This is a genomic window from Bifidobacterium imperatoris (assembly GCF_002860405.1).
Classification (GTDB): Bacteria; Actinomycetota; Actinomycetes; order Actinomycetales; family Bifidobacteriaceae; genus Bifidobacterium; species Bifidobacterium imperatoris.
Genome location: NZ_NMWV01000005.1, coordinates 69,301 through 92,307, shown reverse-complemented (window position 1 = coordinate 92,307; position 23,007 = coordinate 69,301). Strand labels below are relative to the sequence as shown.

The 23,007-nt window shown below is 54.9% G+C and carries 19 protein-coding genes and 1 pseudogene; 10 read left to right on the top strand and 10 right to left on the bottom strand.

The window, feature by feature from the left end; all coding sequences use genetic code 11:
• Window positions 1–242: 242 nt before the first annotated feature.
• Window positions 243–1,931, top strand: a complete 1,689-nt coding sequence (locus Tam1G_RS01610) for an acetolactate synthase large subunit (protein ID WP_193349251.1) — start codon at window positions 243–245, stop codon at window positions 1,929–1,931.
• Between the two features lie 80 nt (window positions 1,932–2,011).
• On the opposite strand, the gene Tam1G_RS11480 is transcribed toward Tam1G_RS01610, so the two are convergent.
• Both Tam1G_RS11480 and Tam1G_RS01600 read right to left on the bottom strand, forming a co-directional pair.
• Complete coding sequence (locus Tam1G_RS11480) at window positions 2,012–3,103, bottom strand: DnaJ-like cysteine-rich domain-containing protein (protein WP_034534879.1); 1,092 nt, start codon at window positions 3,101–3,103, stop codon at window positions 2,012–2,014.
• Window positions 3,104–3,289: 186 nt separating this feature from the next.
• Window positions 3,290–5,899: an ATP-dependent Clp protease ATP-binding subunit gene (locus Tam1G_RS01600; protein WP_033890240.1), complete on the bottom strand. Its 2,610-nt coding sequence runs from the start codon at window positions 5,897–5,899 to the stop codon at window positions 3,290–3,292.
• A gap of 150 nt (window positions 5,900–6,049) precedes the next feature.
• Between Tam1G_RS01600 and Tam1G_RS01595 the strand changes: the two genes are divergently transcribed.
• The gene (locus Tam1G_RS01595; RefSeq protein WP_033890239.1) at window positions 6,050–7,015 is read left to right on the top strand and encodes a universal stress protein; all 966 of its coding nucleotides are present in this window, start codon (window positions 6,050–6,052) and stop codon (window positions 7,013–7,015) included.
• A 1,030-nt stretch (window positions 7,016–8,045) separates the two neighbouring features.
• On the opposite strand, the pseudogene Tam1G_RS01590 reads toward Tam1G_RS01595, so the two are convergent.
• The 5 genes and pseudogenes from Tam1G_RS01590 to Tam1G_RS01570 all read right to left on the bottom strand — a co-directional run.
• Window positions 8,046–8,879 (bottom strand): annotated as a pseudogene (locus tag Tam1G_RS01590) (DUF3027 domain-containing protein); the annotation flags it as partial.
• A 17-nt stretch (window positions 8,880–8,896) separates the two neighbouring features.
• Window positions 8,897–9,286 carry a cold shock domain-containing protein gene (locus Tam1G_RS01585; protein ID WP_101625227.1) on the bottom strand — a complete coding sequence of 130 codons (390 nt, stop codon included), beginning with the start codon at window positions 9,284–9,286 and terminating at the stop codon, window positions 8,897–8,899.
• Window positions 9,287–9,376: 90 nt separating this feature from the next.
• Window positions 9,377–11,458 (bottom strand): sensor histidine kinase, encoded by a 2,082-nt coding sequence (locus Tam1G_RS01580; protein WP_101625226.1) that lies wholly within the window; start codon window positions 11,456–11,458, stop codon window positions 9,377–9,379.
• A gap of 14 nt (window positions 11,459–11,472) precedes the next feature.
• Window positions 11,473–12,204 (bottom strand): response regulator transcription factor, encoded by a 732-nt coding sequence (locus Tam1G_RS01575; RefSeq protein WP_033890236.1) that lies wholly within the window; start codon window positions 12,202–12,204, stop codon window positions 11,473–11,475.
• 52 nt (window positions 12,205–12,256) lie between these two features.
• Window positions 12,257–13,210 carry a TPM domain-containing protein gene (locus tag Tam1G_RS01570; RefSeq protein WP_101625362.1) on the bottom strand — a complete coding sequence of 318 codons (954 nt, stop codon included), beginning with the start codon at window positions 13,208–13,210 and terminating at the stop codon, window positions 12,257–12,259.
• A 76-nt stretch (window positions 13,211–13,286) separates the two neighbouring features.
• On the opposite strand from Tam1G_RS01570, the gene Tam1G_RS01565 reads away from it, so the two are divergent.
• On the top strand, window positions 13,287–13,577 hold the full coding sequence (locus Tam1G_RS01565) for a WXG100 family type VII secretion target (RefSeq protein WP_101625225.1): 291 nt from the start codon (window positions 13,287–13,289) through the stop codon (window positions 13,575–13,577).
• Between the two features lie 68 nt (window positions 13,578–13,645).
• On the opposite strand, the gene groL is transcribed toward Tam1G_RS01565, so the two are convergent.
• The 3 genes from groL to Tam1G_RS01550 all read right to left on the bottom strand — a co-directional run bounded on the left by groL (window position 13,646) and on the right by Tam1G_RS01550 (window position 16,752).
• Window positions 13,646–15,271: a chaperonin GroEL gene (gene groL, locus Tam1G_RS01560; protein ID WP_101625224.1), complete on the bottom strand. Its 1,626-nt coding sequence runs from the start codon at window positions 15,269–15,271 to the stop codon at window positions 13,646–13,648.
• A gap of 268 nt (window positions 15,272–15,539) precedes the next feature.
• Entirely contained in the window at window positions 15,540–15,779 is a 240-nt protein-coding gene (locus Tam1G_RS01555; RefSeq protein ID WP_033890233.1) for a cold-shock protein, read from the bottom strand.
• Between the two features lie 289 nt (window positions 15,780–16,068).
• Window positions 16,069–16,752: a LytR C-terminal domain-containing protein gene (locus Tam1G_RS01550; protein ID WP_101625223.1), complete on the bottom strand. Its 684-nt coding sequence runs from the start codon at window positions 16,750–16,752 to the stop codon at window positions 16,069–16,071.
• Between the two features lie 124 nt (window positions 16,753–16,876).
• On the opposite strand from Tam1G_RS01550, the gene Tam1G_RS01545 reads away from it, so the two are divergent.
• The 7 genes from Tam1G_RS01545 to Tam1G_RS01515 all read left to right on the top strand — a co-directional run bounded on the left by Tam1G_RS01545 (window position 16,877) and on the right by Tam1G_RS01515 (window position 22,902).
• Window positions 16,877–17,566, top strand: coding sequence for a uracil-DNA glycosylase (locus Tam1G_RS01545; RefSeq protein WP_101625222.1), 690 nt, complete (start codon window positions 16,877–16,879; stop codon window positions 17,564–17,566).
• 73 nt (window positions 17,567–17,639) lie between these two features.
• Window positions 17,640–18,743, top strand: coding sequence for an AAA family ATPase (locus tag Tam1G_RS01540; RefSeq protein WP_101625360.1), 1,104 nt, complete (start codon window positions 17,640–17,642; stop codon window positions 18,741–18,743).
• On the top strand, window positions 18,740–19,693 hold the full coding sequence (locus tag Tam1G_RS01535; protein WP_165781862.1) for a DUF58 domain-containing protein: 954 nt from the start codon (window positions 18,740–18,742) through the stop codon (window positions 19,691–19,693). Before Tam1G_RS01540 ends, Tam1G_RS01535 begins: the two co-directional genes overlap by 4 nt.
• Entirely contained in the window at window positions 19,690–20,235 is a 546-nt protein-coding gene (locus Tam1G_RS01530; RefSeq protein WP_101625221.1) for a hypothetical protein, read from the top strand. Before Tam1G_RS01535 ends, Tam1G_RS01530 begins: the two co-directional genes overlap by 4 nt.
• Complete coding sequence (locus Tam1G_RS01525; RefSeq protein WP_101625220.1) at window positions 20,232–21,290, top strand: VWA domain-containing protein; 1,059 nt, start codon at window positions 20,232–20,234, stop codon at window positions 21,288–21,290. The genes Tam1G_RS01530 and Tam1G_RS01525 overlap by 4 nt, the downstream gene beginning before the upstream one ends.
• Entirely contained in the window at window positions 21,287–22,324 is a 1,038-nt protein-coding gene (locus Tam1G_RS01520) for a vWA domain-containing protein (RefSeq protein WP_101625219.1), read from the top strand. Before Tam1G_RS01525 ends, Tam1G_RS01520 begins: the two co-directional genes overlap by 4 nt.
• Window positions 22,321–22,902 carry a DUF6466 family protein gene (locus tag Tam1G_RS01515; RefSeq protein WP_207553029.1) on the top strand — a complete coding sequence of 194 codons (582 nt, stop codon included), beginning with the start codon at window positions 22,321–22,323 and terminating at the stop codon, window positions 22,900–22,902. The genes Tam1G_RS01520 and Tam1G_RS01515 overlap by 4 nt, the downstream gene beginning before the upstream one ends.
• Window positions 22,903–23,007: the final 105 nt, after the last annotated feature.

Here is a 23,007-nt window from a genome sequence, read left to right as displayed (position 1 = left end):
TTAACTCTTAGCGGCTTCTTTGTCTCAGCAATCCCCACCGTAATCGCGCGAACCGGCGCTATGTATGCGGCCGAACGAAGCATCCGCATACATAGCGCCGGTTTAGACCTCCGAATCCTCACTATGTATGCGGCACCTTGGTTCCCATGCATACATAGTGAGGGAAAAGGCACATTCAGGCTCTTTGCCACCCAACATGCCTTGCTGATGTTCGCATATCCCGACTGTTAGACTTCCCTAGCGTGAATACACCGACTCAGAACACCGATCACATCCGTACCGTAGCCGACCTGTTCGTGGAATGTCTTGTTAATGAAGGCGTTGAGACCATGTACGGCATCCCCGGCGAAGAGAACATTCCGCTGATGGAAGCCATTGAGCGCGACGGTCGCATTCGTTTCATCCTGACCCGTCATGAGCAAGGTGCAGGCTTCATGGCCGCCACGCAAGGCCATTTGACAGGCAAACCCGGCGTTTGCCTGGCTACCCTTGGCCCGGGCGCTCTGAATCTGACGCTTCCGGTGGCACAGGCGAACGCCAGCACCACGCCAATGGTGGCCATCTGCGCGCAAGGCAACGTGAGCCGACTGTATAAGGAATCGCATCAAATTGTTGATCTGGTGTCTGTATTCCGCCCGCTGACCCAGTGGACTTCGATGATTGTGGAACCGGCTTCCGTGCCGGAAATGGTTCGAAAGGCGTTCTCCATCTCTCAGCGCAACCGCCCGGGTGCCACTTGCTTGATTCTGCCGGAGGATGTGGCCGAAATGCCCGCTCCCGAGGATGCTCACCCGCTGCCGCTGCCGAATCCGATGAGCTTCGCTCCTACTGCCGACACGATCTCTCGCGCTGTGAGCATTATTCGCGGTGCCAAGCATCCGATCATCTTGGCCGGCAATGGCGTGGCCCGCGGCCATGCGGAGAACCGTCTACTGGCCTTGGCCGAGCAGCTTAATGTGCCGGTGGCCACCACGTTCGAAGGCAAGGGCGTGATTTCCGATCGCATTCCGCTGGCGCTCGGCGTGGTGGGCTTCATGCGCCATGATTACGAGAACTTCGCGTTCGATGAGGCTGATCTGATTATTGCCGTGGGCTTCTCCATCCAGCAGTTCGATCCGAAGAAGATCAATCCGAATGATGATAAGACCATCATCCACATCAATACCTTCATTGAAGATACGGATGCGCATTACTCCACCGCATTAAACATCATGGGCAATATCGACGCCACGCTGCAGGCGTTGATTGCCCAACTGCATGCGGAGCATGTGACATTCGGCGTCTCGCATCCGAAGATTCACGAGCTGCTGGAAACCGAATACACTTCGTATGCGGATGATGATTCCTTCCCGATGAAACCTCAACGTATCGTGGCCGATACACGCCGTGCAATGGAAACCGATACCGATATCGCTTTGGTGGATACCGGTGCCTTGAAGATGTGGATGGCCCGTCTCTACCCCACGTATTATTCGAACACCTGCGTGATTGATAACTCCCTGTCTACGATGGCCTGGACGCTGCCGGGTGCGGTGGCTGCCTCGCTGGAAAATCCGGGACGCCCGGTGCTCGCGGTCATGGGTGACGGTTCGTTCATGATGAATGTGCAGGAAATCGAAACCGCCGTGCGTGTGGGCGCCCGCATCGTGATTCTGGTATGGGTTGATGAAGCCTATGGCCTAATCAAGTGGAAGATGGATATTCACGACGGCACCCATGAATATGTGGATTTCAATAATCCGGACGTGGTGGAACTTGGCATGAGCTTTGGTGCCAAGGGCCATCTCATCGAATCCGCCGACCAGCTCTACCCCACGCTGCGTTCGGCATTGCGTTCCGGTTCCGGCATCGACATCATTGCCTGCCCGGTTGACTACTCCGAGAATATGAAGCTCATCGAAAAGCTCGGTGAAGTCGACTTCAGCGGCTGAGCCTAGACAATACGCACACGACGAATCCTTGTGAACATTAATACCAACGTATTAGTGTTCACAAGGATTTTATTAAAACATTAATTTTCCCAATAAGGACGTATTGCTATTTTTACATTTCTCAGCTTTAAACAAGGCACTCCAGTAGGATCAGTGAAATCATAACCTGAGCCATATGCCGCTCTAAGAAAAGCTTTTCCTCCAACCATAATATTGGGATCTGCTTCAGTAAAAATTTTATATGTGGATCTGTTATTATCATTTATATTACGGCAAATCATTACCACTTTTTGTTCTTTTGTCTTTTTGTCAACATAATTATGAAATGACATTATTTCCAGTGGTTCTTTTTCTTTTTTATAATGTGAATTAATAGCCATTGCCATGATATCATTATATTTTAATCCCTTAGGCTCATACCTCATGATTTCATCATATTTAGACTTTAAATCACGCATATGTATAAGAGTTTCATCAGGATTATTAGCCATGTCCTGTTTAAAATTTCTTTTAATATCTATTAAATATAAAGCCTTCTCTCCTTTATTAGCCAGGTAACATGATGACATCATCACATGACGCATATATTCATTGAATTCATCAGGATATTTTTTAACAAAATCATGGAAACGAGCATCCTCATCGTCTTTTATATCCTGTATTAAAACCATATCTGCTGGTGAAGCACTGCATTTTTCTGAATACTTACTACCCCTGCATTCAGGACATTCAATATCCTTGTTTTCCTTATCATCATGGATTGTTCCTTTACCATGACATTTCTCACATCTTTTAGCAAAATTAACTGTCAAATCATAATTATAAGGTGTGAATTTTTTAACAGTTGGCATATATCTCGCATTACCAATATACAAACTATTAAAACTGATTATTGTAGAATGTAAATTACCTTTAAATAACGAGCAATTGTCATATTCACTCGGCAAAACGGTATTTGGATTCCTGTTTTTGCTCTTTTCATGTTCGTTATACAACGATATTCTTCTGTTGACCTCTACCGTTGCCTCATACTCGTTCGCAGCAATTACATCGCAGGCACCATGCTTATCGCATGGCGTATTATCACATGGAACCATCCTGTTTTGCTCAGCAGAGTAATGCCATGACATCTTACGAACTGCGTCGTTCTCTTCATTGAATAAACCGAACATTGAAACAACTCCCCTCGACACTGATAATGCATCTAGTATAGCTTTTCATCAATGTATGAACAGTATCCCACTACAGCATAAAATATCAGGTTGCGTTATCATGCCACAGGGTAGTTGTGACATAGCAAAAGGGTCTTGATTCCTTATGGAACCAAGACCCTTACTTATATGCATTGTCAGCGGCGATTATTCAGCAGATTGCTCACCAGCATCGCCGGTATCAGCAGCCGGTGCGGAGTCATCCGCAGCCTGGGCACTGACCAACTCAGGCTTGTCGCCTTCACCAGTTTCGGCGTCTGCGCCTTCTGCCTTGGCAGGCTCCTCGAACTTTTCACCCTTGAAGGTGAATTCACCCAAGATGCCTTCGCCTTCGGCGTCCACCACCACGCGCTGACCATCTTCGAGATCGCCCATCAGAATCTTCTCGGAGATGGCGTCCTCGATGTCGCGCTGAATCACACGACGCAGCGGACGTGCACCGAGCAGCGGGTCGAAGCCCTTCTGCGCGAGCAGATCCTTGGCAGCGTCGGTGAGCTCGAGCGACATGTGACGGTCGAACAGACGGTCATTGAGCTGCTTGACATCGAGATCAACGATCTGACGCACCTGCGGCTCGGTGAGCTGCTTGAAGACAATGATGTCGTCCAAACGGTTCAGGAACTCCGGACGGAACTGCTGCTTGAGTTCGGAGCTGACCTGGTCCTTCATGCGCTGGTAGCTGGACTCGTTGTTGGCGCCCAGGTTGAAGCCCGTATTGGCGGCCTTTGCGATGTCACGCGTACCAAGGTTGGTGGTCAGAATGATGATGGTGTTCTTGAAGTCCACCTTGCGGCCCTGACCATCGGTCAAGTGGCCGTCATCCAGCACCTGCAACAGCGTGTTGAAGATATCCGGGTGAGCCTTCTCGATCTCATCGAACAGCACCACGGAGAATGGCTTGCGACGCACCTTTTCGGTGAGCTCGCCGCCCTCTTCGTAACCCACGTATCCCGGAGGTGCACCGAAGAGGCGGGAGGCCGCGTACTTCTCGGAGAACTCGGACATATCCACGCGAATCAATGCGTCTTCATCGTCGAATAGGAATTCGGCGAGAGTCTTGGCCAACTCGGTCTTGCCCACACCGGTCGGACCGGCGAAGATGAACGAACCGGACGGACGCTTCGGATCTTTCAGGCCCACACGGGTACGGCGAATCGAGCGAGACAGTGCGGACACCGCTTCATCCTGACCGATGATGCGCTTGTGCAGTTCGGCTTCCATGTTGAGCAGCTTCTTGGATTCGGCCTGGGTCAGCTTGAACACCGGGATACCGGTGGTGGAGCTGATGACTTCGGCGATCACATCCTCGTCCACAACCATCTTGACGTCGGACTCGCCTTCGCGCCAGGAATCTTCCTTGGCCTTGCGGTCGACCTCGAGCTTCTCCTGGCTGTCGCGCAGCTTGGCGGCGTTCTCGAAGTCCTGAGCCTTGATGGCTTCATCCTTCTTGGCTGCCACCTTGGCAATCTTCTCGTCTAGCTCCTTGAGCTCCGGCGGAGCGGTCAAGCGCTTGATGCGCAGGCGCGCACCTGCCTCATCGATCAGATCGATGGCCTTATCCGGCAGGTTGCGATCCTGAATGTAGCGGCTGGAGAGTTCGGCTGCGGACTGCAGCGCACCATCAGTGATGGTCACATGATGATGGTTCTCGTAACGGGAGCGCAGACCCTTCAGAATCTCGATAGTTTCAGCAATGGTAGGCTCGTGCACCTGAATCGGCTGGAAACGACGTTCCAGAGCCGCGTCCTTCTCGATGTACTTGCGGTACTCGTCGGTGGTGGTGGCACCAATGGTCTGAAGCTCACCACGGGCCAGCATCGGCTTCAACATATCGGAGGCGCCCAGAGCACCATCCGCGGAGCCTGCACCCACGATGGTATGGATTTCGTCGATGAACAGCACGATGTCGCCGCGGGTCTTGATTTCCTTCAAGACCTTCTTCAGGCGCTCCTCGAAATCACCACGGTAACGGGAACCGGCCACCATAGAGCCAAGATCCAGCGAATAGACCTGCTTGCCCTTCAGGGTTTCCGGCACATCGCCAGCGTTGATCTTCTGGGCCAGGCCTTCGACCACTGCGGTCTTGCCCACGCCAGGCTCACCAATCAGCACCGGATTGTTCTTGGTACGGCGAGAGAGCACCACCATAACGCGCTCAATCTCGTTGGTACGACCAATCACCGGATCCAGCTTGCCCTCAGCTGCCTCCTGCGTGAGGTTGCGGCCGAACTGGTCAAGAATGGCGGAGCCGGACTTATTTTGCTTGTCGGCAACGCCACCTGCGTTGGCCAGGTCGCCCTTGCCATCGCCGGAAGTACCGGAGTTGCCACGAATCATATCGATAGTGGCGCTACGAAGCTCGCCCAGATCAACACCCATCTTGATGAGCACCTGAGTGCCGACACCTTCGCCTTCGCGAATCAGGCCGAGCAGAATATGCTCAGTGCCAATGTAGCTGTGCCCCAGCTGAAGGGCCTCACGAAGCGAAAACTCCAGCACCTGCTTGGCGTGCGGAGTAAAGGGGATGTGCCCGTTCGGAGCAGCGTTGCCCTTGCCGATCATCTCTTCAACCTGCTTGCGGGTGGGGTCAAGCTCCACGCCCTTCGAGGCCAGCGCCTTGGCGGCCACACCCTCGCCCTCACGAATCAGGCCGAGCAGCAGGTGTTCGGTGCCGATGTAGTTGTGCTGAAGGGACCTTGCCTCTTCCTGCGCCAACACAATCACGCGCCGTGCACGGTCGGTAAACCGTTCGAACATGCTTGTCCTTCCTCAATAGACATTCCGTTTTACTCTACCGATTCACGGTGACGTTTATTCACCTGATTCCATGAATTGCGCCGTAAGCAGGAAAGAAAACGATATGCTGGACGTATATTCATCATTCACACTATGCCAAAGGAGGTTGTGATGGCTGAATTGAACACTAAGGCCGACATCGTGGTTGGCGTTGACGGCTCGGACGAGTCATTTGCCGCATTGAAGTGGGCGCTTGAAGAGGCTTCTCTTACCGGCCAGAGCGTCAATGCTGTATTCGGTTGGACGCATTCCTGGGATATGGGTGGCGAGCCTGATAGCGATGAGGCTTGGGCCAAGGTCCGTCATGATATCGCTAACGAGTTGCGTGAATGGGTGGAGCGCGCTACCAAAGGTATCGACTTTGATCCGGCGAACTTGAAGCTCACTTCCGTTAAGGCTTCTGGCACTACTGCCCTGCTGCAAATCGGTCATGATGCACAGCAGATTGTGGTTGGTCGCCGTTCGTTGGGACGTGTGGCGCGCTGGTTCCTAGGCTCGTTGTCGGCGTCTCTTGCCGAGGAAGCCGAAGTGCCGGTTACCGTAGTGCGCTTGAGCGGCAGCGAGGAGGAAAGCGTCACCGATGCCATCGCCAATGCGTTGACTCCCGGCGACGAACCAGTGCATTATGAGCAGCCGGAACCCCAGGCTGAGCTGAATGTTCGCCCGGTTGTGGTCGGCGTTGATGGTTCCGAAACGTCTCGCCGCGCTTTTGATTTCGCGTTGGAGGAGGCTCGCATTCATCATCGCCCGCTCCATGTGATGTTCTGCTGGCAGTTGCGTGATCTCGGTGTGGTTCCCGGATATGAAAATGCCGTGCCCTCAGTTGAGGTTGGACAGCAGCGTGCCGAGGAAATACTGAACGGTTTGATGGCCAAGGCTTCCATTCCCGAAGACGTGCCGGTAACCGCGAACGCCTTCCATATTCGCGCTTCCAAGGGCCTGATTGCGGCTTCTCGTTATGCCTCACATCTGGTGGTTGGCTCGCGTGGACTATCTGGTTTGGACGCACACTTCCTCGGATCGGTGTCTCGCCAAATCGTCAACTTTGCCGAATGCACGGTGACCGTGGTGCACTGAAGTCATTAGGAGGTGCGAGCCACTGAGCCGCTTTAGCAGCTTCAACACCAAATGAAATTAATTGGGCGGTGAGATTACCCCCTTCATGGTCTCACCGCCCTTTTTTATTGTAATTCCACAGAACCTCAAAGGTAAGTTTTGTATGGAACATCACAGTTTTCCAATCACGCCTATCACCCATCACTTACCCCCCTCTAATACCCCCTTATCCTCTCTCAGCGTCCATAATTTGGGGAAAAGCCGGATAGGGAGGAGTTGCGTCAGAGGTTACTTTAGGGACGCGGATACCTATGGTCAGATAGCAACCTTTGGTTCAGGCATTATTGTCGTCAATGTCTTCTGCACCTTCAGCATCGCCAACACCGGGTTCCAAGGTAGGTTCACCGTTGTCACCGGATTCATTCTCGACACTTTCGGTATCAATATCGATACCGGTGTCGGCGTCGGTATCAGAATCCTCATCGGCGCGATTTTGGCGCAGTTGTTCGATCAGATCGATGACAGTTTCCAGCTCCGGAGCCACATTGTCACTCACTTCGGAATCGTCATCGTCAAAATCGTCATCATCAGTGTCAACAGACGTGTTATTAATGATGTCTTCTTCAGTAGCCTCATCATCATCGAGGTCATCATCTTCACCGAAATCGGTGTCAATAACGTCGGTGTCGGCATCATCAGACGAATTGACGAGGTTATCCTCAAGGGTTTCCCCCTCCTCCGAAGAGACAACAGCAACGTCGCCGCTCATATCATTGCCGCTGAAGGAATCAGCCTCATTCGCCACAGTTGCAGCAGGAACCTCTGTACTGTCTGCGTTCTCGATTCCGAGACCTTCGGATGCGGATTCCGAACTCTGAGCATCGGCAACACCAGAAACTACCGTACTTTGAGGAGTCTCACCGCCAGATTTCTCAGCACCATCGGTAGCCTTTGCGCCAGACTGAGCGGTCGCACTTCCGGCACCATCAACTGCATCCGTTGACGGTACAGAAGATTCAGTTGCCGGCGCATCGGCAACGGCAGCGACGTTCTCTGCAGCATCAACCACAGTTTCGCCGTCAACGTCGGCAGACTCGGACTCGGACTCGCTTTCCTCAGCCTTATGGGCCTTAGGTCGAGCGATAACGTCAATATGCAAGTCATCCAAGGCCGGCTTGGACTGCACCCACAAATGGCTCGGCTCAGGAGGTTCGATTTCGGAGTGTTCGCCGCAACCGTGATCCAAAGAGACCACGCGGCCGTCATCCGGGCTCCACTTGTTGGCGCATACACCGAACATGCGATCCAGTTCGCCGGTCAACGGTACGAAGAAGCCACAATCGGAGCACAGGTTGCCTTCCGCGGTTTTGGTGCTCAAAGCCTTAGGGCCGCGTGGTCCCTCATACCAACGCTTGGCGGCCTGTGCACGACCTAAGGGGCTCAGCACATGGCGTCGCGTCAAACGAAAAGTCTCAGCTGCGTCATTAACATCCTGCAGCGAAGATTCTTCCACTTCCCCGGGTTCAAGACGCTCGTCATCAGGATCCGTACCGATTGAATCGGTAGGCGAAAGATCCGTGGGCTCGAGACGGTCCTTCCAAGGAATCCACTGCGGCGGCATTAACGCATCTTCGGTGGGGATCAGCGAAGATTCATTCACGGTCCAGGAGTTCAACTCCACGTCGTGATAAAGCGTCACCGACCACTGCCAGCCTTCATAACCACGAATATTGGCAGCAAAGCGAAAATCGGTAACATGATCTTCAAGCTCGTTGGCAACAACGAACTCCCCCACTTGCTCAGGTTCGTCGGCCACTTCGAGTAGCACGGCATGTGCTATGGCGCGAGGATCCGGCGTCACAGTGGTTTCGATGGTGTCAGTCATGGATGGAATCAGCCCCGTCAGTCCTGTACATCAAATTGATCAGCCACAGCGCGCAGCAGCGTGGCCAGCTTCTTGCTCTCAACGGAAGAAGGGTAACGGTGACGACGCAACGTATTGCCTGCGGAGTCCAACATCTTAATAAGGTCCTCGCAAATAGCAGCCATATCATCCGGCTTCGGGCGAGTTGCCTTAACCAGGCTCGGCGCGGAGGCAATCAGCTGCACGCCCATAGCCTGCGGACCGCGGCGACCATCCACCACGGAATACTCCACCTTGGCACCCTTGCGCAACGTAGTGGCGCCAGCGGGCAGGGCCTGAGCCGGCAGGAACACATCCTTGCCTTCCTCATTGGTGATGAAACCATAACCCTTGGCTGCGTCAAACCAACGAACTCGACCGGTGGGCATTGCAAAACCTTCCTTAGTGCATAGGGAGTAATGAACTGAAGGAACAGTGTACCTCACAGGCCTTGACCGGCGCTACTTGGAACGAGCGTCTTACGCTTTGCGCTCACCACCGAACCATGATGTCTTCGATGTCTTCTGCCGATTTTCCTTTGGCTTGCCATTCGGCTGCTGCACCGGCAGCTGCGCGGAAGCAATTCGTTCGACCGGCAGAATCACCGTAAAGGTCAAGCCGCCACCTTCGGTACCCGTGGCACAAATGAATCCATGATGGGCTTTGACCACGGACTGCGCAATGGCCATGCCAAGGCCAGTGCCGCCCTTTTGCCTTGCGCGTGAAGGATCTGCGGTGTAGAAGCGTTCAAAAATCTTTGAACGGGATTCAGGCGGCACACCCGGCCCGTGATCCACGAATCGCAGCACGGCATACCGGTATCCGGTCTGCATCGATTGCCCCACTTCGGCGGCATCAACGAAACGCCTCATCGAGGCTTCAGCGGTTGGCATTTGTGCGAGTTGCCGCGGATCGATAGCAGCCGGCACAATGCCCAACGCCACTTCGGCTGGAGAATCAACCGGCGTATAACGGTGGATGTTGCCCACAATGTTGGTGACCACCTGGCGCAAACGCGAGGCATCACCCGGTAAGGTGACGGCATCCCAATCACCAGTTTGAAGCTGTAGCGATGCAGGATGAGACAAATCTTGGCTTGGAGCCAATACCAGGCGGTCGCGAGTGATTGCACGATCCGGGTCAAGCGCGTGCAGATCATCTACGGCATCGGTCACCAGGGAAGACAGGTTGACGGTACCGGTAATATCGATGCCTCGACCTTCATCCAAACGCGCCAGCGACAGCAAATCTTCTACGAGCACGGTCATACGCTGGCTGGAGCGTTCGATATGCTCGATGGATTCGTCCGCACGCTCCAACGCCCCAGGCATGTCCCGCTGCATCTTATACAGTTCCGCATACCCGTGGATGGCCGCCAACGGCGTGCGCAATTCATGGCTGGCATCCGAGACGAACCGTTTCATTTTCTCGGTGGTCTCTTCTTGCTCATGGAAACTGACTTCTATTCGCGTCAGCATGGTATTGAGCGAAGCCGCGAGCGAGCCCACCTCAGTGTTCTCGGGAGCGGAGGGAATACGCTGGCTCAAGTCGCCCGCAGCGATTTTTGCCGCGGTTTTCTCCATGCGCTTCAACGGCTGCAATGTGTGCTGAATAATCAGGGTGGAGAGCGAACCGCCCAGCAATACCACAGCGATGCCCACCACGATGCAGTAATAGGTCAGCGTCTTCAACGTGTCGATTTGGTCGGACATGGATAGTCCGATGTACACCACGCCGCGCACTTTTTCGGAACCATTGCTTTTAATGGTCCATTCTTTGGCGATGATGCGCCACGGTGCGCTGGCGGCAGTCACCGCAGCATGATTGGCACCAGGCTTTGGGCTGGAGAGCACCTTGGTTACCGAATCAGAGGAGCTTGAGCTGCCCGGTGCCGGGCTTCCGGATGAGTCGGGAGCAGGGTCGGTATTATTACTGCTGTTGCTGCCATTATTGCTTTGGCTATTGGTACCCTCAGAGGACGAGCCGCTATCCGATTCGCTGGCCTGTACTTCTACAACTTGACGTGCGACCGCGGGGGCGGTGAACACCTTGCCTAAGGTAATGCCATCAGTATTGCCATACGTAGGCAATACCGGTACCGAAACAATGCCATCCTGCAGCTGCGGCAGCAATGGTGTGACTACGAGCGGTTTGCCATCGGCATCGGTAGTGCCATCGGTGTATTGGATCTGCAGGAAATACGAATTCGGGCCGGAAAGTCCGCTGGAATTATCTGTTTTGGACAGCCAATCAATGTTGTTGAACACCAGATTGGCTTGCTGCGACAGCTGACTATCTGTTTTCTCCAGCATGTAATTGCCTACTAAGGCACGCAGTGAGAAGGAGATGACGGTAATGCCCACCAGCAGCACGGCGATGGTAGCAGCCATGAGCTTGCCGCCCAATGAAATGCGGTCGAAATGCTGGAAGAAAATGTTCTTCTTGCGTTCGTGATGCTCTTTCAGGCGATCCTTGACCTGAACTTGGATTCCAGGATTGCCTTGCGGGGACTGTGGCGGCTCTGGAGCCGAAACTGCCGGCTGTTGCTGCGGATTGCTCATGGTTTACAACGTTCTCAGTGCTTAGGCTCGCGAATCATATAGCCGATGCCACGCTTGGTTTCGATGAGAGGGGTCACCTTGTGCTTTTCGCCATTCTCATCGGTGACTTCCACGCCATCGACCTTCTTGCGTAAGTAGGAGATATAGGATTCCACGATGGCTGCGTCTCCGCCCCAATCATACTGCCAGACGTGATCCAAAATCTGCGCTTTGGATAGCACTCGGCCTTCGTTATCCATCAGGTAACGCAGCAGCTTGTACTCTGTTGGGCTCAAATCGATAGGCTGGCCGGCACGAGTCACGTCGTGGGAGTCTTCATTGATTTCGAGATCGGCCACACGAATAATCGGGTCGTCTTCGACTTGTTCGCGGGTACGGCGCAGAATGGCGCGGATGCGAGCCACAACCTCTTCCAGGCTGAATGGCTTGGTCACGTAATCGTCGCCGCCCACGGTCAGGCCCATGATCTTGTCCTGAGTATCGTCACGCGCGGTGAGGAACAAAACCGGAGCGTCGATCCCCTCTTGCCTGATACGGCGGGTCACGGTGAAACCGTCAATATCAGGCAGCATGACATCAAGCACAATGAGATCGGGCTGGACCTTTTCAATCACCTCAATGGCCTCGGAACCGGAGGCCGCGGTGTTCACCTCAAATCCGGCGAAATGCAGCGAGGCAACCAGCAGTTCACGGATGGACGGCTCGTCGTCAACAACAACAATCGATGCTTCAATAGGCTTACTCATGGTTCCTAGAGTGGCGCGCTCGTCTGAGCGTTTCCTGAATGCCAGCTTGAAGTTATTCGTTCTTTTGTGTTTTCGAACTCTCTTCAGCGACTGCTTCAAGACTATCTACAGAGCTTTTTGCAAGGTTTTCTCCAGATGGCACTTGAGCATTATCTTCAGTATCCTCAGCCGCTCTTTCGGCTTCCCTGGCCTTACGCTCAGCCTTTCGCTTGGCAATCTGCGCCTTACGCGCCTTCTTTTCCGCGCTGGTGAGCGCCTGTCGATTCGCGCGACGTGGCTTCTTACCCTTGCTGCGTACGCGTATGACAATCATGAGAGCAACCACGATAAGCAGCACCACCAACACCACAATCATGGCAATAACACCGATGGTTACCGAGGAGCTTGAGGTGGAGGTCTTCTTCGACTGCACAATCTGGTCCATCATGGCAGTTGCCGATCCGGGCCAATCAGGAGTGCTTTTCATCAGCGGTTCCTGTGCTGCTGCCGACAGTTTGTCTACCGTGTCCTGGCTTTTCAGCCATTCATCAGAGTTGGATGATACCGCGACCACCAGGTTGCCGTCATTCGATGCCACTGCCAGCAGTACTGTATTGGGCTTTGGCTTGGTGAATTCAAGAATATTGCTCGCCCATTTCTGCGGCGTCTGATCGCTGTTGAAGCTGGATACATACAGCAGATGGACGTGCACGCCGGTTTCCTGCTCCGTTTTGGCAATGGCGTCGGTCACTTCAGCCGCGTGCGAACCGAGTAGATTCTCCGTATCGGTGATGTTATCGGTAATGGTGACACCGCTGTTCGAACTGTTCGAATCGCTTGAGCTGCCGTCAGAGTTATCCCCATAGGCATTTACGGTTATCCACATGCAGCTCAGTGCCAGTGCAACCAGCATAGAAATGGCGCAAACAAGCCATTTTCTGGCTTTGCTACTACGCAATGGAAGCGAGTAAGCCGAAGCTAGAACCACATTGGTCGTACGAACGTCTGCCCAAGTCGAATTTGCCATATGCTCCACCTTAGCGTCCGGTATTCGCAATACCGAGCGCGGTACAACAACAAGATTCATGATGAAAGGAGTATCCATGCCCCAATATCAGGTGGATTCGGAACGGATTCAATCGTCCTCAGCTGCCGTGGCCAGTTCGGTCTCGCAAATCAGGCAAGCGGTAAATGGCATGTACACCCATCTCAACGCGCTGCAGGAGGCGTGGCGAGGTTCTGCAGCCACTCAATTCACTTCGGTGATGGCGCAATGGCGCGCCGCACAACAGCAGATGGAGGCCTCGTTGGAGACGATACAGCGTTCGCTGGCTTCGGCATCCACCGTGTACGCGGATGCGGAAACGGCGGCCTCACGATTATTCATGCAATAACAAAGCGGGGATTCCCGAAGGAATCCCCGCAATCAGTCAACTTGAGCTATCAGCTAACCTATTTCGGATCAGTAGCCCATGTCAGCGCCAGCGGCCGAGGCAGCAGCCTTCGGCTCCGGCTTGTTGGCCACGACAGCCTCGGTGGTCAGGAACAGACCAGCGATGGAGGCAGCGTTCTGCAGAGCGGAACGGGTCACCTTGACCGGGTCGGTAACGCCGGCAGCCAGCAGGTCCTCGTAGGTGTCGGTGGCGGCGTTGAAGCCTTCGCCGTCCGGCAGGGAACGAACCTTGTTGATCACCACGTCGCCGGACACGCCAGCGTTCTCAGCGATCTGCTTGATCGGGGCTTCGATGGCGCGGAACACGATAGCGGCACCGGTAGCCTCTTCGCCGGTCAGAGAGGTCACGGCCTCATCGGACTCAGCCTTGGCAGCAGCCTGAACGAGGGCCACGCCACCACCGGGCAGCAGGCCTTCCTCGATAGCAGCCTTGGCGTTGCGCACAGCATCTTCGATGCGGTGCTTGCGTTCCTTGGCCTCAACCTCGGTAGCAGCGCCGACCTTGATGACGGCCACGCCGCCAGCCAGCTTGGCGAGACGCTCCTGCAGCTTCTCGCGATCGTAATCGGAATCGGTGTTCTCAATCTCAGCGCGAATCTGAGCAACGCGAGCGTCGATGTCTTCCTTGGAGCCAGCGCCCTGAACGATGGTGGTCTCGTCCTTGGAAACGATGACCTTCTTGGCGTGGCCAAGCACGGACACGTCGATGGAGTCGAGCTTCAGGCCCAGCTCGTCGGAAACGACCTGAGCACCGGTCAGGATGGCCATATCCTGCAGCATGGCCTTACGACGGTCACCGAAGCCCGGAGCCTTGACAGCGCAGGACTTGAAGGTGCCGCGGATGTTGTTCAGGATCAGGGTCGGCAGAGCTTCGCCGTCGACGTCCTCAGCGATGATCAGCAGCGGCTTGCCGGTCTTCATGACCAGCTCAGCAACGTGGACGATGTCCTGCTGGGAGGAGACCTTGCCGCTCGTCAGCAGGATGTACGGATCCTCGAGAACAGCGGTCTGATCGTCAGCGTTGGTGACGAAGTACGGAGCGATGTAGCCCTTATCGAAGCGCATGCCCTCGGTGAAGTCGAGGTCCAGGCCGAAGCGGTTGTTGTCTTCAACGGTCACAACGCCGTCCTGACCAACCTTGTCCAGAGCTTCCGCGATCTTCTCGCCGACCTCAGGATCAGCTGCGGAAATGGTGGCGGTAGCGGCGATCTGGTCCTTGGTCTCAACGTCCTTGGCAGCTGCGACGAGCTCCTTGACGATAACCTCGGTGGCCTTCTCGATGCCGCGACGCAGAGCAATCGGGTTGGAACCGGCGACCACGTTCTTCAGGCCCTCGTGAACCAGGGACTGAGCCAGCACGGTTGCGGTGGTGGTGCCGTCGCCAGCGACGTCGTCGGTCTTCTTGGCGACTTCCTTGACCAGCTCGGCGCCGATGCGCTCGTACGGATCCTCGAGATCGATCTCCTTGGCGATGGACACACCATCGTTGGTGATGGTCGGAGCGCCGTAGGTCTTGTCAAGCACGACGTTACGGCCCTTCGGTCCCAGGGTGACCTTGACGGTGTTGGCGAGCTTGTCGAGGCCCTCCAGCATGCCCTGACGGGCTTCCTCATCATAAGAAATGATCTTTGCCATGGTTGTGTGTTCCTCCAAATGGCTATGTATACCGGTTATCACCCGCAAGCGCCGAGAACGAGTGCCGGCCGTCAGCTGCCGGTTATCACTCTCGACCTCCGAGTGCTAACTGAGACATTAGCACTCTCGGGTAGAGAGTGCCAACAAGCGCGTTTGCGATTGCGCTATGGGCATGAAATCAGCAAAGAATCAGGTAGCCGAGATACAGAAAAAGCCTCGACTGTAACCAACCAGTCGAGGCTTTCAGCGTCCTACGAGGCAAAACCACTCACTCGGGGCGTTCTTCGCCAGAAGACAACTTGACGACGTCCTTAGCCTGAGTACCTTTACCGGACGAAACAGGCGTGTACTCCACCCGATCGCCCTCATACAGCATCTTGAACTTGTTGTTGCTGCCGTCGTCCTTGATTTCCGCGTAGTGCACGAAAACGTCCTCGCCTCCGCCGTCCGGCTGTATGAACCCGAACCCCTTCTTGGCAAGGAAGAACTTTACGGTACCTTGTGCCATATTTGATCTTTCCTTTGTTCCCTAGGCGTCGCGAAAAATGCCAATAGGGAACGTAGAAAGAACCGCATCGCGCTCCCCCTACCTCGCGACTAGTGAAAGATTGTACCGTGATGAGGGAACATTACAAATCAAACAGTAAGTGAATAGGCCAAACCGTCTCATTAATTGAGCTATGCACTCGTATTCGACAGCCCGTAGAACTTATGAAAAATGCCGCCTTCGCTCTCAGGCGTAGACGGCATAGAAACTATTCCGCTATTCGATATGCACTAGTGCATAGAATCCGCTGCTAGTTCATCAGCACAACAGTAATAGGTGCAGCCAAACCCTGTACCTGCTGAACCGTGCTGATGCCCAGCGTATTGGCCACGTCCTGAGCCGTGGCCTTATCGGATTCATTCTGATACCACACCACAGTGGCGGAAGGCAGTGAACCGGTCGGGTTAGCTGCCTCCACGCTGGTGTATCCGGCCGTCTGCAGCACATCGGCCTTTTGCCCGGCGTACCCGGAGACACCGGTGCCGTTCACCACACGAACCTGAGTGGCCTTGTTCACGGTGGCGGCCTGCTCACTCTGCTGTGCACTCTGATCGCTGGTGGAGGAATCAGAGGATTCGGTGGACGTGTTCGAAGAATCCGTGCTGGTCGAAGAATCCGAGCTCGAAGAATCCGTGGAATCAGCAGTGGAGGAAGAATCGGACTTGGTCGACTTGGACTTCGTCTTCGACTTAGTCGTGGCGCTAGTAGTCGAGGAAGACTGGCTGGACTTCAGATTCAGCAGATTGGCGTATTCGCCACTGCTTACTGCCCAAGCACCAGCTCCCAGCAACGCCGCCACCACAATCACGATAATGAACGGAGCGATTCGAGTGATCACCGGGCGAGATCCACGGTGAGCGCCCACCGGACCGGACGGTGGATTATCGAAGACGTCCTGCTCATACGATTCGTAGGTCACCTTGTCGCGCGCCATAAGCTGCTCTCCTTCATGCAAAACTACCCACGAGTGTAACCGTCTGACTCGAAATGAGCCACCGTACAGCATGCCATGAGCTGGACATGCACCGTATATGCACGTTTGGCTACAGTATTGAGCCATGATCAAACCGTTGAGCGAACTGGTTGAGCCAGGTTGGGCCAAAGCATTGGCCGATGTGGAACCGAACATTCATCAGATGGGTGATTTTCTCAGAGCTGAAAACGCAGCCAATAGGCCTTGGCTGCCGGCAAGCCACAACATTCTGCGAGCCTTCACCATTCCTTTTGATTCCATCAAGGTTCTTATCGTGGGCCAGGACCCCTACCCTACTCCGGGTCATCCGGTTGGATTGAGTTTTTGCGTGGCCCCCGATGTGAGGCCACTGCCGAAAAGCCTGATCAATATATATAAGGAACTTGTCGATGATCTCGGTGTTCCCATGCCCCCTAATGGCGATCTAACACCGTGGACCGAACGCGGCGTCATGCTGCTCAACAGGTGCTTGACCGTGGGTGTCGGACGCCCGAATTCACATCAGGGCAAAGGCTGGGAGCAGGTTACCGAAGCAGCCATCCGCGCGCTGAACGCCCGTGTTGACGCCGATGGCAAACCGAAGCCATTGGTCGCTATTCTCTGGGGGCGTAATGCACAAAGTCTCGAACCATTGCTGACGAACGCATACATCATCAAGTCACCGCATCCGAGCCCACTGTCCGCATCCCGCGGATTCTTTGGCTCCAAGCCGTTCTCTCGCGCGAATCAGGCTCTGGTATCTATGGGTGCCACTGCCGTGGATTGGCAGCTGTAAGTCGAAACGTCGTCTTGGGGAATCCAACCATTCCCCAAGCTTGCAGTCAGTGTAGGTAGTTACAGTGGTGGACATGACTTTGTTCCCCACGCAACCAAAATTGCCTCCGCAGCCGTCTGTTCAGCGCCCATTGGCCACGCCTGTGGCGCCTCCGGCAACCGCTGCAGTTCCAGGAGCCGCAGCTCCCCTGGGTCTTGATGACGCCAAGCGTGCACGTATGCTGGCGGATACCATTCGTTCGCGTTTCTCCCAAACCTTGGTTGGTCAGGATAATCTGCGCGAATCCCTCATCGTCACGCTGGTCGCAGGCGGTCATATTCTTATCGAGTCCGTACCTGGTTTGGCAAAGACCACTGCGGCACAGACGCTGGCCTCTTGCGTTTCCGGCTCGTTCAAGCGAGTGCAGTGCACACCTGATCTGATGCCTTCCGATTTGACCGGTACACAGGTGTTTGATTTCGCCTCGCAGAAGTTCACCACGCAGATCGGCCCGATTCACGCCAATTTCGTGCTTCTGGACGAAATCAACCGTTCCAACGCCAAGACTCAGTCAGCCATGCTCGAAGCTATGGCTGAAGGCGCCACCACCATCGGCGGTCAGCGCATCGCCCTGCCCAAGCCGTTCATGGTCATCGCCACGGAGAACCCCATTGAGGAAGAGGGCACGTTCAACCTGCCCGAGGCCCAAATGGACCGTTTCATGATGAAGGCCGTGATGACCTACCCCACCGCGGATGAGGAGACGCGCATGCTGGCCATGCTCACTCGTCGCGGCTCGGATATGATCGGCCCGGATACCATCACCGGCGAGCGTATCACCGTTTCCGATGTGGAATTCCTTCGTCAGGCCGCACGCCGTGTGCATGTTTCGGATGCCATCATGAAGTATGCGGTTGATATTGCAGCCACATCTCGCGGCGCAGGTTCTCGCCCGATCAAGGGCTTGTCTGCTCTGGTGCGTCTGGGCGCTTCCCCGCGTGCCACCATTGCGTTGACTCGTATCGGTCAGGCTCAGGCATTGCTGTCGGGTCGCGATTACGTGGTGCCGGAGGATATCAAGGCCTTCGCTCACGAGGTGCTTCGCCACCGTATCGTGCTCACGTTCGAGGCTCTGGCCGATGGCGTGGTCAGCGATCAGATTGTCGATAAGATCGTCGAAACGGTTCCTGTTCCGTGAGTTCAGATTCTATTCGCAGGAAGATCGAGACTCTCGGCACCCAGATCAGTCTGCCTACGGTGCGTAAGGCATTGGGTGTGTTGGAGGGCGAGCATGCATCAGGGCGCCGCGGCGGTGCCGGTGATGTTATGGACGTGCGCGTCTATGAGCCCGGCGATGAGTCTCGTTTGATTGATTGGAAGACCAGCGCAAGACAGGGTCAGCCTATGGTGGTGCAGCGTGAGAGGCTATCCACTTCCCGTGTCTGGCTACTTATGGATGTGGGCCGTGAGATGACCGGCGTCTGCCCGTCCGGAGAGCAGGCATGCGAAGTGGCGGCCAATGCGCTGCGCATGTTCGCGGCCTTGTCGCTGCGCCGATCCGATGACGTTTCCATCGTGTTCGGTGATGAAGCCGCTATTACGCGTATCCCGTTCAATGGTGGATTTGCACAATTCGAACGCACGCTGGATAAAGCGCTGACTCGTGAATGGAACCATAAGCGCAACATCGATGCACTGCTTGAGTACGCCAGGCGCATCAAAGACCGCCACGCTCTTATTGTGCTGGCCACTGATGAACTTGCCATGACAGAGCACCATATTCAAGAGTTTCGCCACATTGCACGCACGCATCCCATCGTGCTGATTGATGTGGCTACGCTGAACCCGTTCAAGCCGCTGGCCAAGGGGCAAAGCGCCCCGCTAGATGGCGTGACCAACCGCCGAGTGCCAGCTTTTCTGCGTTCGTCGGCAAGCGCCCAGCAGGTCGAAACGCATCGCCACTATCTTGCAGCCGCTTTGGAACAGGAGTTGAATCGTGCCGGCTCGTTCATGATTCGCGCCGGCTCCAGTGAAGATATGTTCAATCGTTTTGTGCAACTGGTGTCCGTGGCTTTGGCAAGGACCACACGCAATCAGCTGGGAGCTTCGCCTGAACTGAATCTGGGTCTGGCAGGTGATCGCCGATGACATTGTCTTTATTGTCTCTTGCCGTGGACCCTAGCGATCTGCATCCTGTGGAATCGTTGTCCATCACCGGACCTTTGATTGCCGCGATTGTGGTCTTTCTGCTGCTTGCCGTGGTGTTGGTGATTGTGGCAGTGATACTGTCTCGCCCGGCCCGCGCTTCTCGTGCTGCTGCGCAATTGCGTGGCGCTCATCGTAATGCCAGTGCCAAAGCACAGTGGCATGCGCGTATCGATGATGTGCTGGACCGTTACGCCAACGGCACGCTGACCCGCGAGGATGCGTTCGTGGAGCTCGCATTAATCGCACGCGAATTCGCTACAGCGGCCAGTGGCAAACCACTGAAATCCAGTACGCTCGCTGATTTGACGCGCATCGACCGCACCTTGGTGAACCGTCAAGGATTGGATACGCTGCGTCAAACCATCGAAGCATTGTATCCGCCTGAATTTGCCAATCCCGCATTCAACTATCAGGCACAAACGGTAACCGTGGACCAGGCTGCGGAATGGGTGGCTAATCTCGTGGAAAGGTGGCGAGCATGATGCTGGCATGGCACTGGCCTTGGGCCGCACTCGCCGGCGCTCTGACGGCATTGGCGATTGTCGTGCTGATTATCGTGTTCGCCCGCCATGCGAACACCTCTCATGAGGCTGTATTCTCGCTTGATGACGATCTCAATACGGAGCGCGCCTCCCGCATGTTCCGCCAATGGCGCGCATTGAATCGTACAGCTGTGGCGATGGTGGTTGTTGCTTTGGTGCTTGCGATTGCACTGGTCGCCAGGCCCTCTCAAGTGGATTCCAGCAGTGAGCAGGCATCCAGCAGAGATATTGTGCTGTGCCTGGATGTATCCGGCTCCACGCTGCCGTATGACCGTGAAGTCATTGATACGTATCTGGAACTTATCAAGCATTTCCAAGGCGAACGTATCGGATTGAGCATTTTCAACTCCACTTCACGTACCGTGTTCCCGTTGACCGATGATTATGATTTGGTCACCGAACAGCTCACGGCAGCCAGTAAGGCGCTCAAGGGCGTGGAAACACAGGATGATATCGACAAGATGTCTGACGCCGACTACCAGAAGATCGCCGATTGGTTGGAAGGCACACAGAACAGGAAGGACGCCACCTCGCTGATTGGAGACGGCGTAGTGTCTTGCGCTGCCATGCTTCCCGGTTTCGCTTATGGTTCGGCCACTGAGGCGAATGCGGAGCGGCAGCGTGCGGCTTCCATCGTATTGGCCACCGATAATGTGGTGTCCGGCAAGCCTACCTATTCGCTTTCTGAGGCGCTTGACCTGACTCAGCAAACCAAGATTTCAGTGGATGGCTTGTATTCGGGGCCGCAGTCAAGCGAGAACGATCAGGCCACGTTGGATATGAAGTCGGCGATTGAATCTCATGGAGGCGTGTTCCTGACCCAGTCAAATGGACAGTCCGTCAATGAGCTGGTCAAGGATATCCAGTCGCGCAGGGATAGCGAATCGGCAAGTAAGGCGAAGGCTTCGATGTCTGATGCTCCCGGTTGGTGGACCTTGGCTTTGGTGGTGGCTCTTATTGCCGCTATGGCGTGTGCATGGAGGTTGAAGCGATGAGTGGATTCACCTTCTCCCCTGCTTTGGGTTGGATCGCAGGCGGCATTATTGCCGGCCTGCTGGTGGTGTTGGCCGTGGTCGAAGTCGTGCAGTTCGTACGGCGGAATAATGCTTATGCCACGGATGAAACCGTATGGGCGTGCGTGCGCCGAACCTTGATGCTGGTGGTAGCCGCATTAATGGTGCTGACCCCAAGCGTGGTGGCGCCTACCACATCGCGCGCCATTAACGCCACTGATGTGATCATCGCCGTTGACACCACTGGTTCTATGGCGGTATCTGATGCGCATTATGGCTCCGATGAGACCATCAGCCGTATTGAAGCCGCACGCAAGGCCGTCCATGATGTGACTGCATCGTACTCCGACGCGAGCTTCGCCGCTTTGCGGTTCGGCGCCTCCGGCACACTGGACGTACCGCTCACTCCCGATGCGCCGGCCATCGATAATTGGGCGGATACGTTGAGCGTGGAATCCACTTCCGTGTCTTCCGGTTCAAGCTTGGATGCACCGATTGATCAGCTGTTGGTTACGGCCAAATCGATTCGTGACGCGCATCCTGATGATGCCATCGTGTTGTATCTCATTACCGATGGCGAGCAAACATCGAATGTGGCCAGGCGTTCGTTCTCCTCTCTGAGGCAGTATGTGGATGATGGCTTCACCGTTGGCGTGGGTTCCACCCAAGGTGGCAAGATTCCGGTCATTGCCGATGGCGTTAGCGCCGGCGACTCCTCTACCACTGATCAATGGGTAACCGATCCGGACACCGGCGAACCAGGCATTTCCAAAATGGATGAGACCAATCTCAAGGATATTGCCGACGAAATCAGCGGTACTTATATTGCCGTGAACGAATCAAATACCCTGGCCGATCAGACTTCTGATAAGACTTCCGGGCAGTGGCGAGTCACTACCACTGCCAAGGAGCGCACCAGAACAACTGCAGTAGTCTGGCCTTTGGCCATAGTGATGGCTGTACTGTTGGCGTGTGAGCTTGGCGCTTGGATTGCCGCATCAAGGAGATTGCTATGACAACCGATGCAACAACCGTACATCATACGAAGCGTGCGCGAGTGCCGCTCGGCGTGCGCATCGCACTGATTGTCACTGCTGTGCTATTGCTGGCGGCAGCAGGCGTTACGGCGGTGAATCTTTCCGCTGCGCTCGCGTTCAACCAGGCCACGGCATCGTTGAGCGCGAATCTTAAAGCCGCACAGGATACATCCACTGATGTGACCACGCTGAACGCCCAACAGCAGCAAACCGATGCTCAGTTTGCGGAAGCCGGCCAGATGCGTGCAGTGTTGTTGCCTCAAATCCGTGATGCAATCGACACGAATGCTTCCATCTCTTCGGAGTTGACGAAAATCACATTGAAGCAGGCTGAAGTGCAGCAGAATGGTGAAAGCTCTCAAGCTCAAGCCGCGCAACAGTCGGATAGCTCTTCGAAGTCAAATGCCAAGAAGGGCGGAGCATTGACCGAAGAGCAGAAGAAGCAGGTGGAGGAGCTGATGAAGGCGAATCAGCAGTCCACTGACACGCAGTCCAATACCAAATCTGAACAGAAGACCTCACAGAACAAAGGCAACGGCACCACCAAACCGTGGTGATATGCATATCTGGCATCGCAGCCACTGTGAACAGTTTGACTTGAAGTATCGTTCAAGCATTCGGCAATACAGTAAAGGCATGATGCTGCCCTGACGATGCCAAGC

Coding starts and splice junctions, on each gene's coding strand:
- Tam1G_RS01555 (WP_033890233.1), bottom strand. CDS start 15,779: ATGGCACAAGGTACCGTAAAGTTCTTCCTTGCCAAGAAGGGGTTCGGG.
- Tam1G_RS01565 (WP_101625225.1), top strand. CDS start 13,287: ATGCCCCAATATCAGGTGGATTCGGAACGGATTCAATCGTCCTCAGCT.
- Tam1G_RS01570 (WP_101625362.1), bottom strand. CDS start 13,210: ATGGCAAATTCGACTTGGGCAGACGTTCGTACGACCAATGTGGTTCTA.
- Tam1G_RS01515 (WP_207553029.1), top strand. CDS start 22,321: ATGACAACCGATGCAACAACCGTACATCATACGAAGCGTGCGCGAGTG.
- Tam1G_RS01520 (WP_101625219.1), top strand. CDS start 21,287: ATGAGTGGATTCACCTTCTCCCCTGCTTTGGGTTGGATCGCAGGCGGC.
- Tam1G_RS01585 (WP_101625227.1), bottom strand. CDS start 9,286: ATGCCCACCGGTCGAGTTCGTTGGTTTGACGCAGCCAAGGGTTATGGT.
- Tam1G_RS01600 (WP_033890240.1), bottom strand. CDS start 5,899: ATGTTCGAACGGTTTACCGACCGTGCACGGCGCGTGATTGTGTTGGCG.
- Tam1G_RS01550 (WP_101625223.1), bottom strand. CDS start 16,752: ATGGCGCGCGACAAGGTGACCTACGAATCGTATGAGCAGGACGTCTTC.
- Tam1G_RS11480 (WP_034534879.1), bottom strand. CDS start 3,103: ATGTTCGGTTTATTCAATGAAGAGAACGACGCAGTTCGTAAGATGTCA.
- Tam1G_RS01595 (WP_033890239.1), top strand. CDS start 6,050: ATGGCTGAATTGAACACTAAGGCCGACATCGTGGTTGGCGTTGACGGC.
- Tam1G_RS01580 (WP_101625226.1), bottom strand. CDS start 11,458: ATGAGCAATCCGCAGCAACAGCCGGCAGTTTCGGCTCCAGAGCCGCCA.
- Tam1G_RS01530 (WP_101625221.1), top strand. CDS start 19,690: ATGACATTGTCTTTATTGTCTCTTGCCGTGGACCCTAGCGATCTGCAT.
- Tam1G_RS01545 (WP_101625222.1), top strand. CDS start 16,877: ATGATCAAACCGTTGAGCGAACTGGTTGAGCCAGGTTGGGCCAAAGCA.
- Tam1G_RS01525 (WP_101625220.1), top strand. CDS start 20,232: ATGATGCTGGCATGGCACTGGCCTTGGGCCGCACTCGCCGGCGCTCTG.
- groL (WP_101625224.1), bottom strand. CDS start 15,271: ATGGCAAAGATCATTTCTTATGATGAGGAAGCCCGTCAGGGCATGCTG.
- Tam1G_RS01540 (WP_101625360.1), top strand. CDS start 17,640: ATGACTTTGTTCCCCACGCAACCAAAATTGCCTCCGCAGCCGTCTGTT.
- Tam1G_RS01575 (WP_033890236.1), bottom strand. CDS start 12,204: ATGAGTAAGCCTATTGAAGCATCGATTGTTGTTGTTGACGACGAGCCG.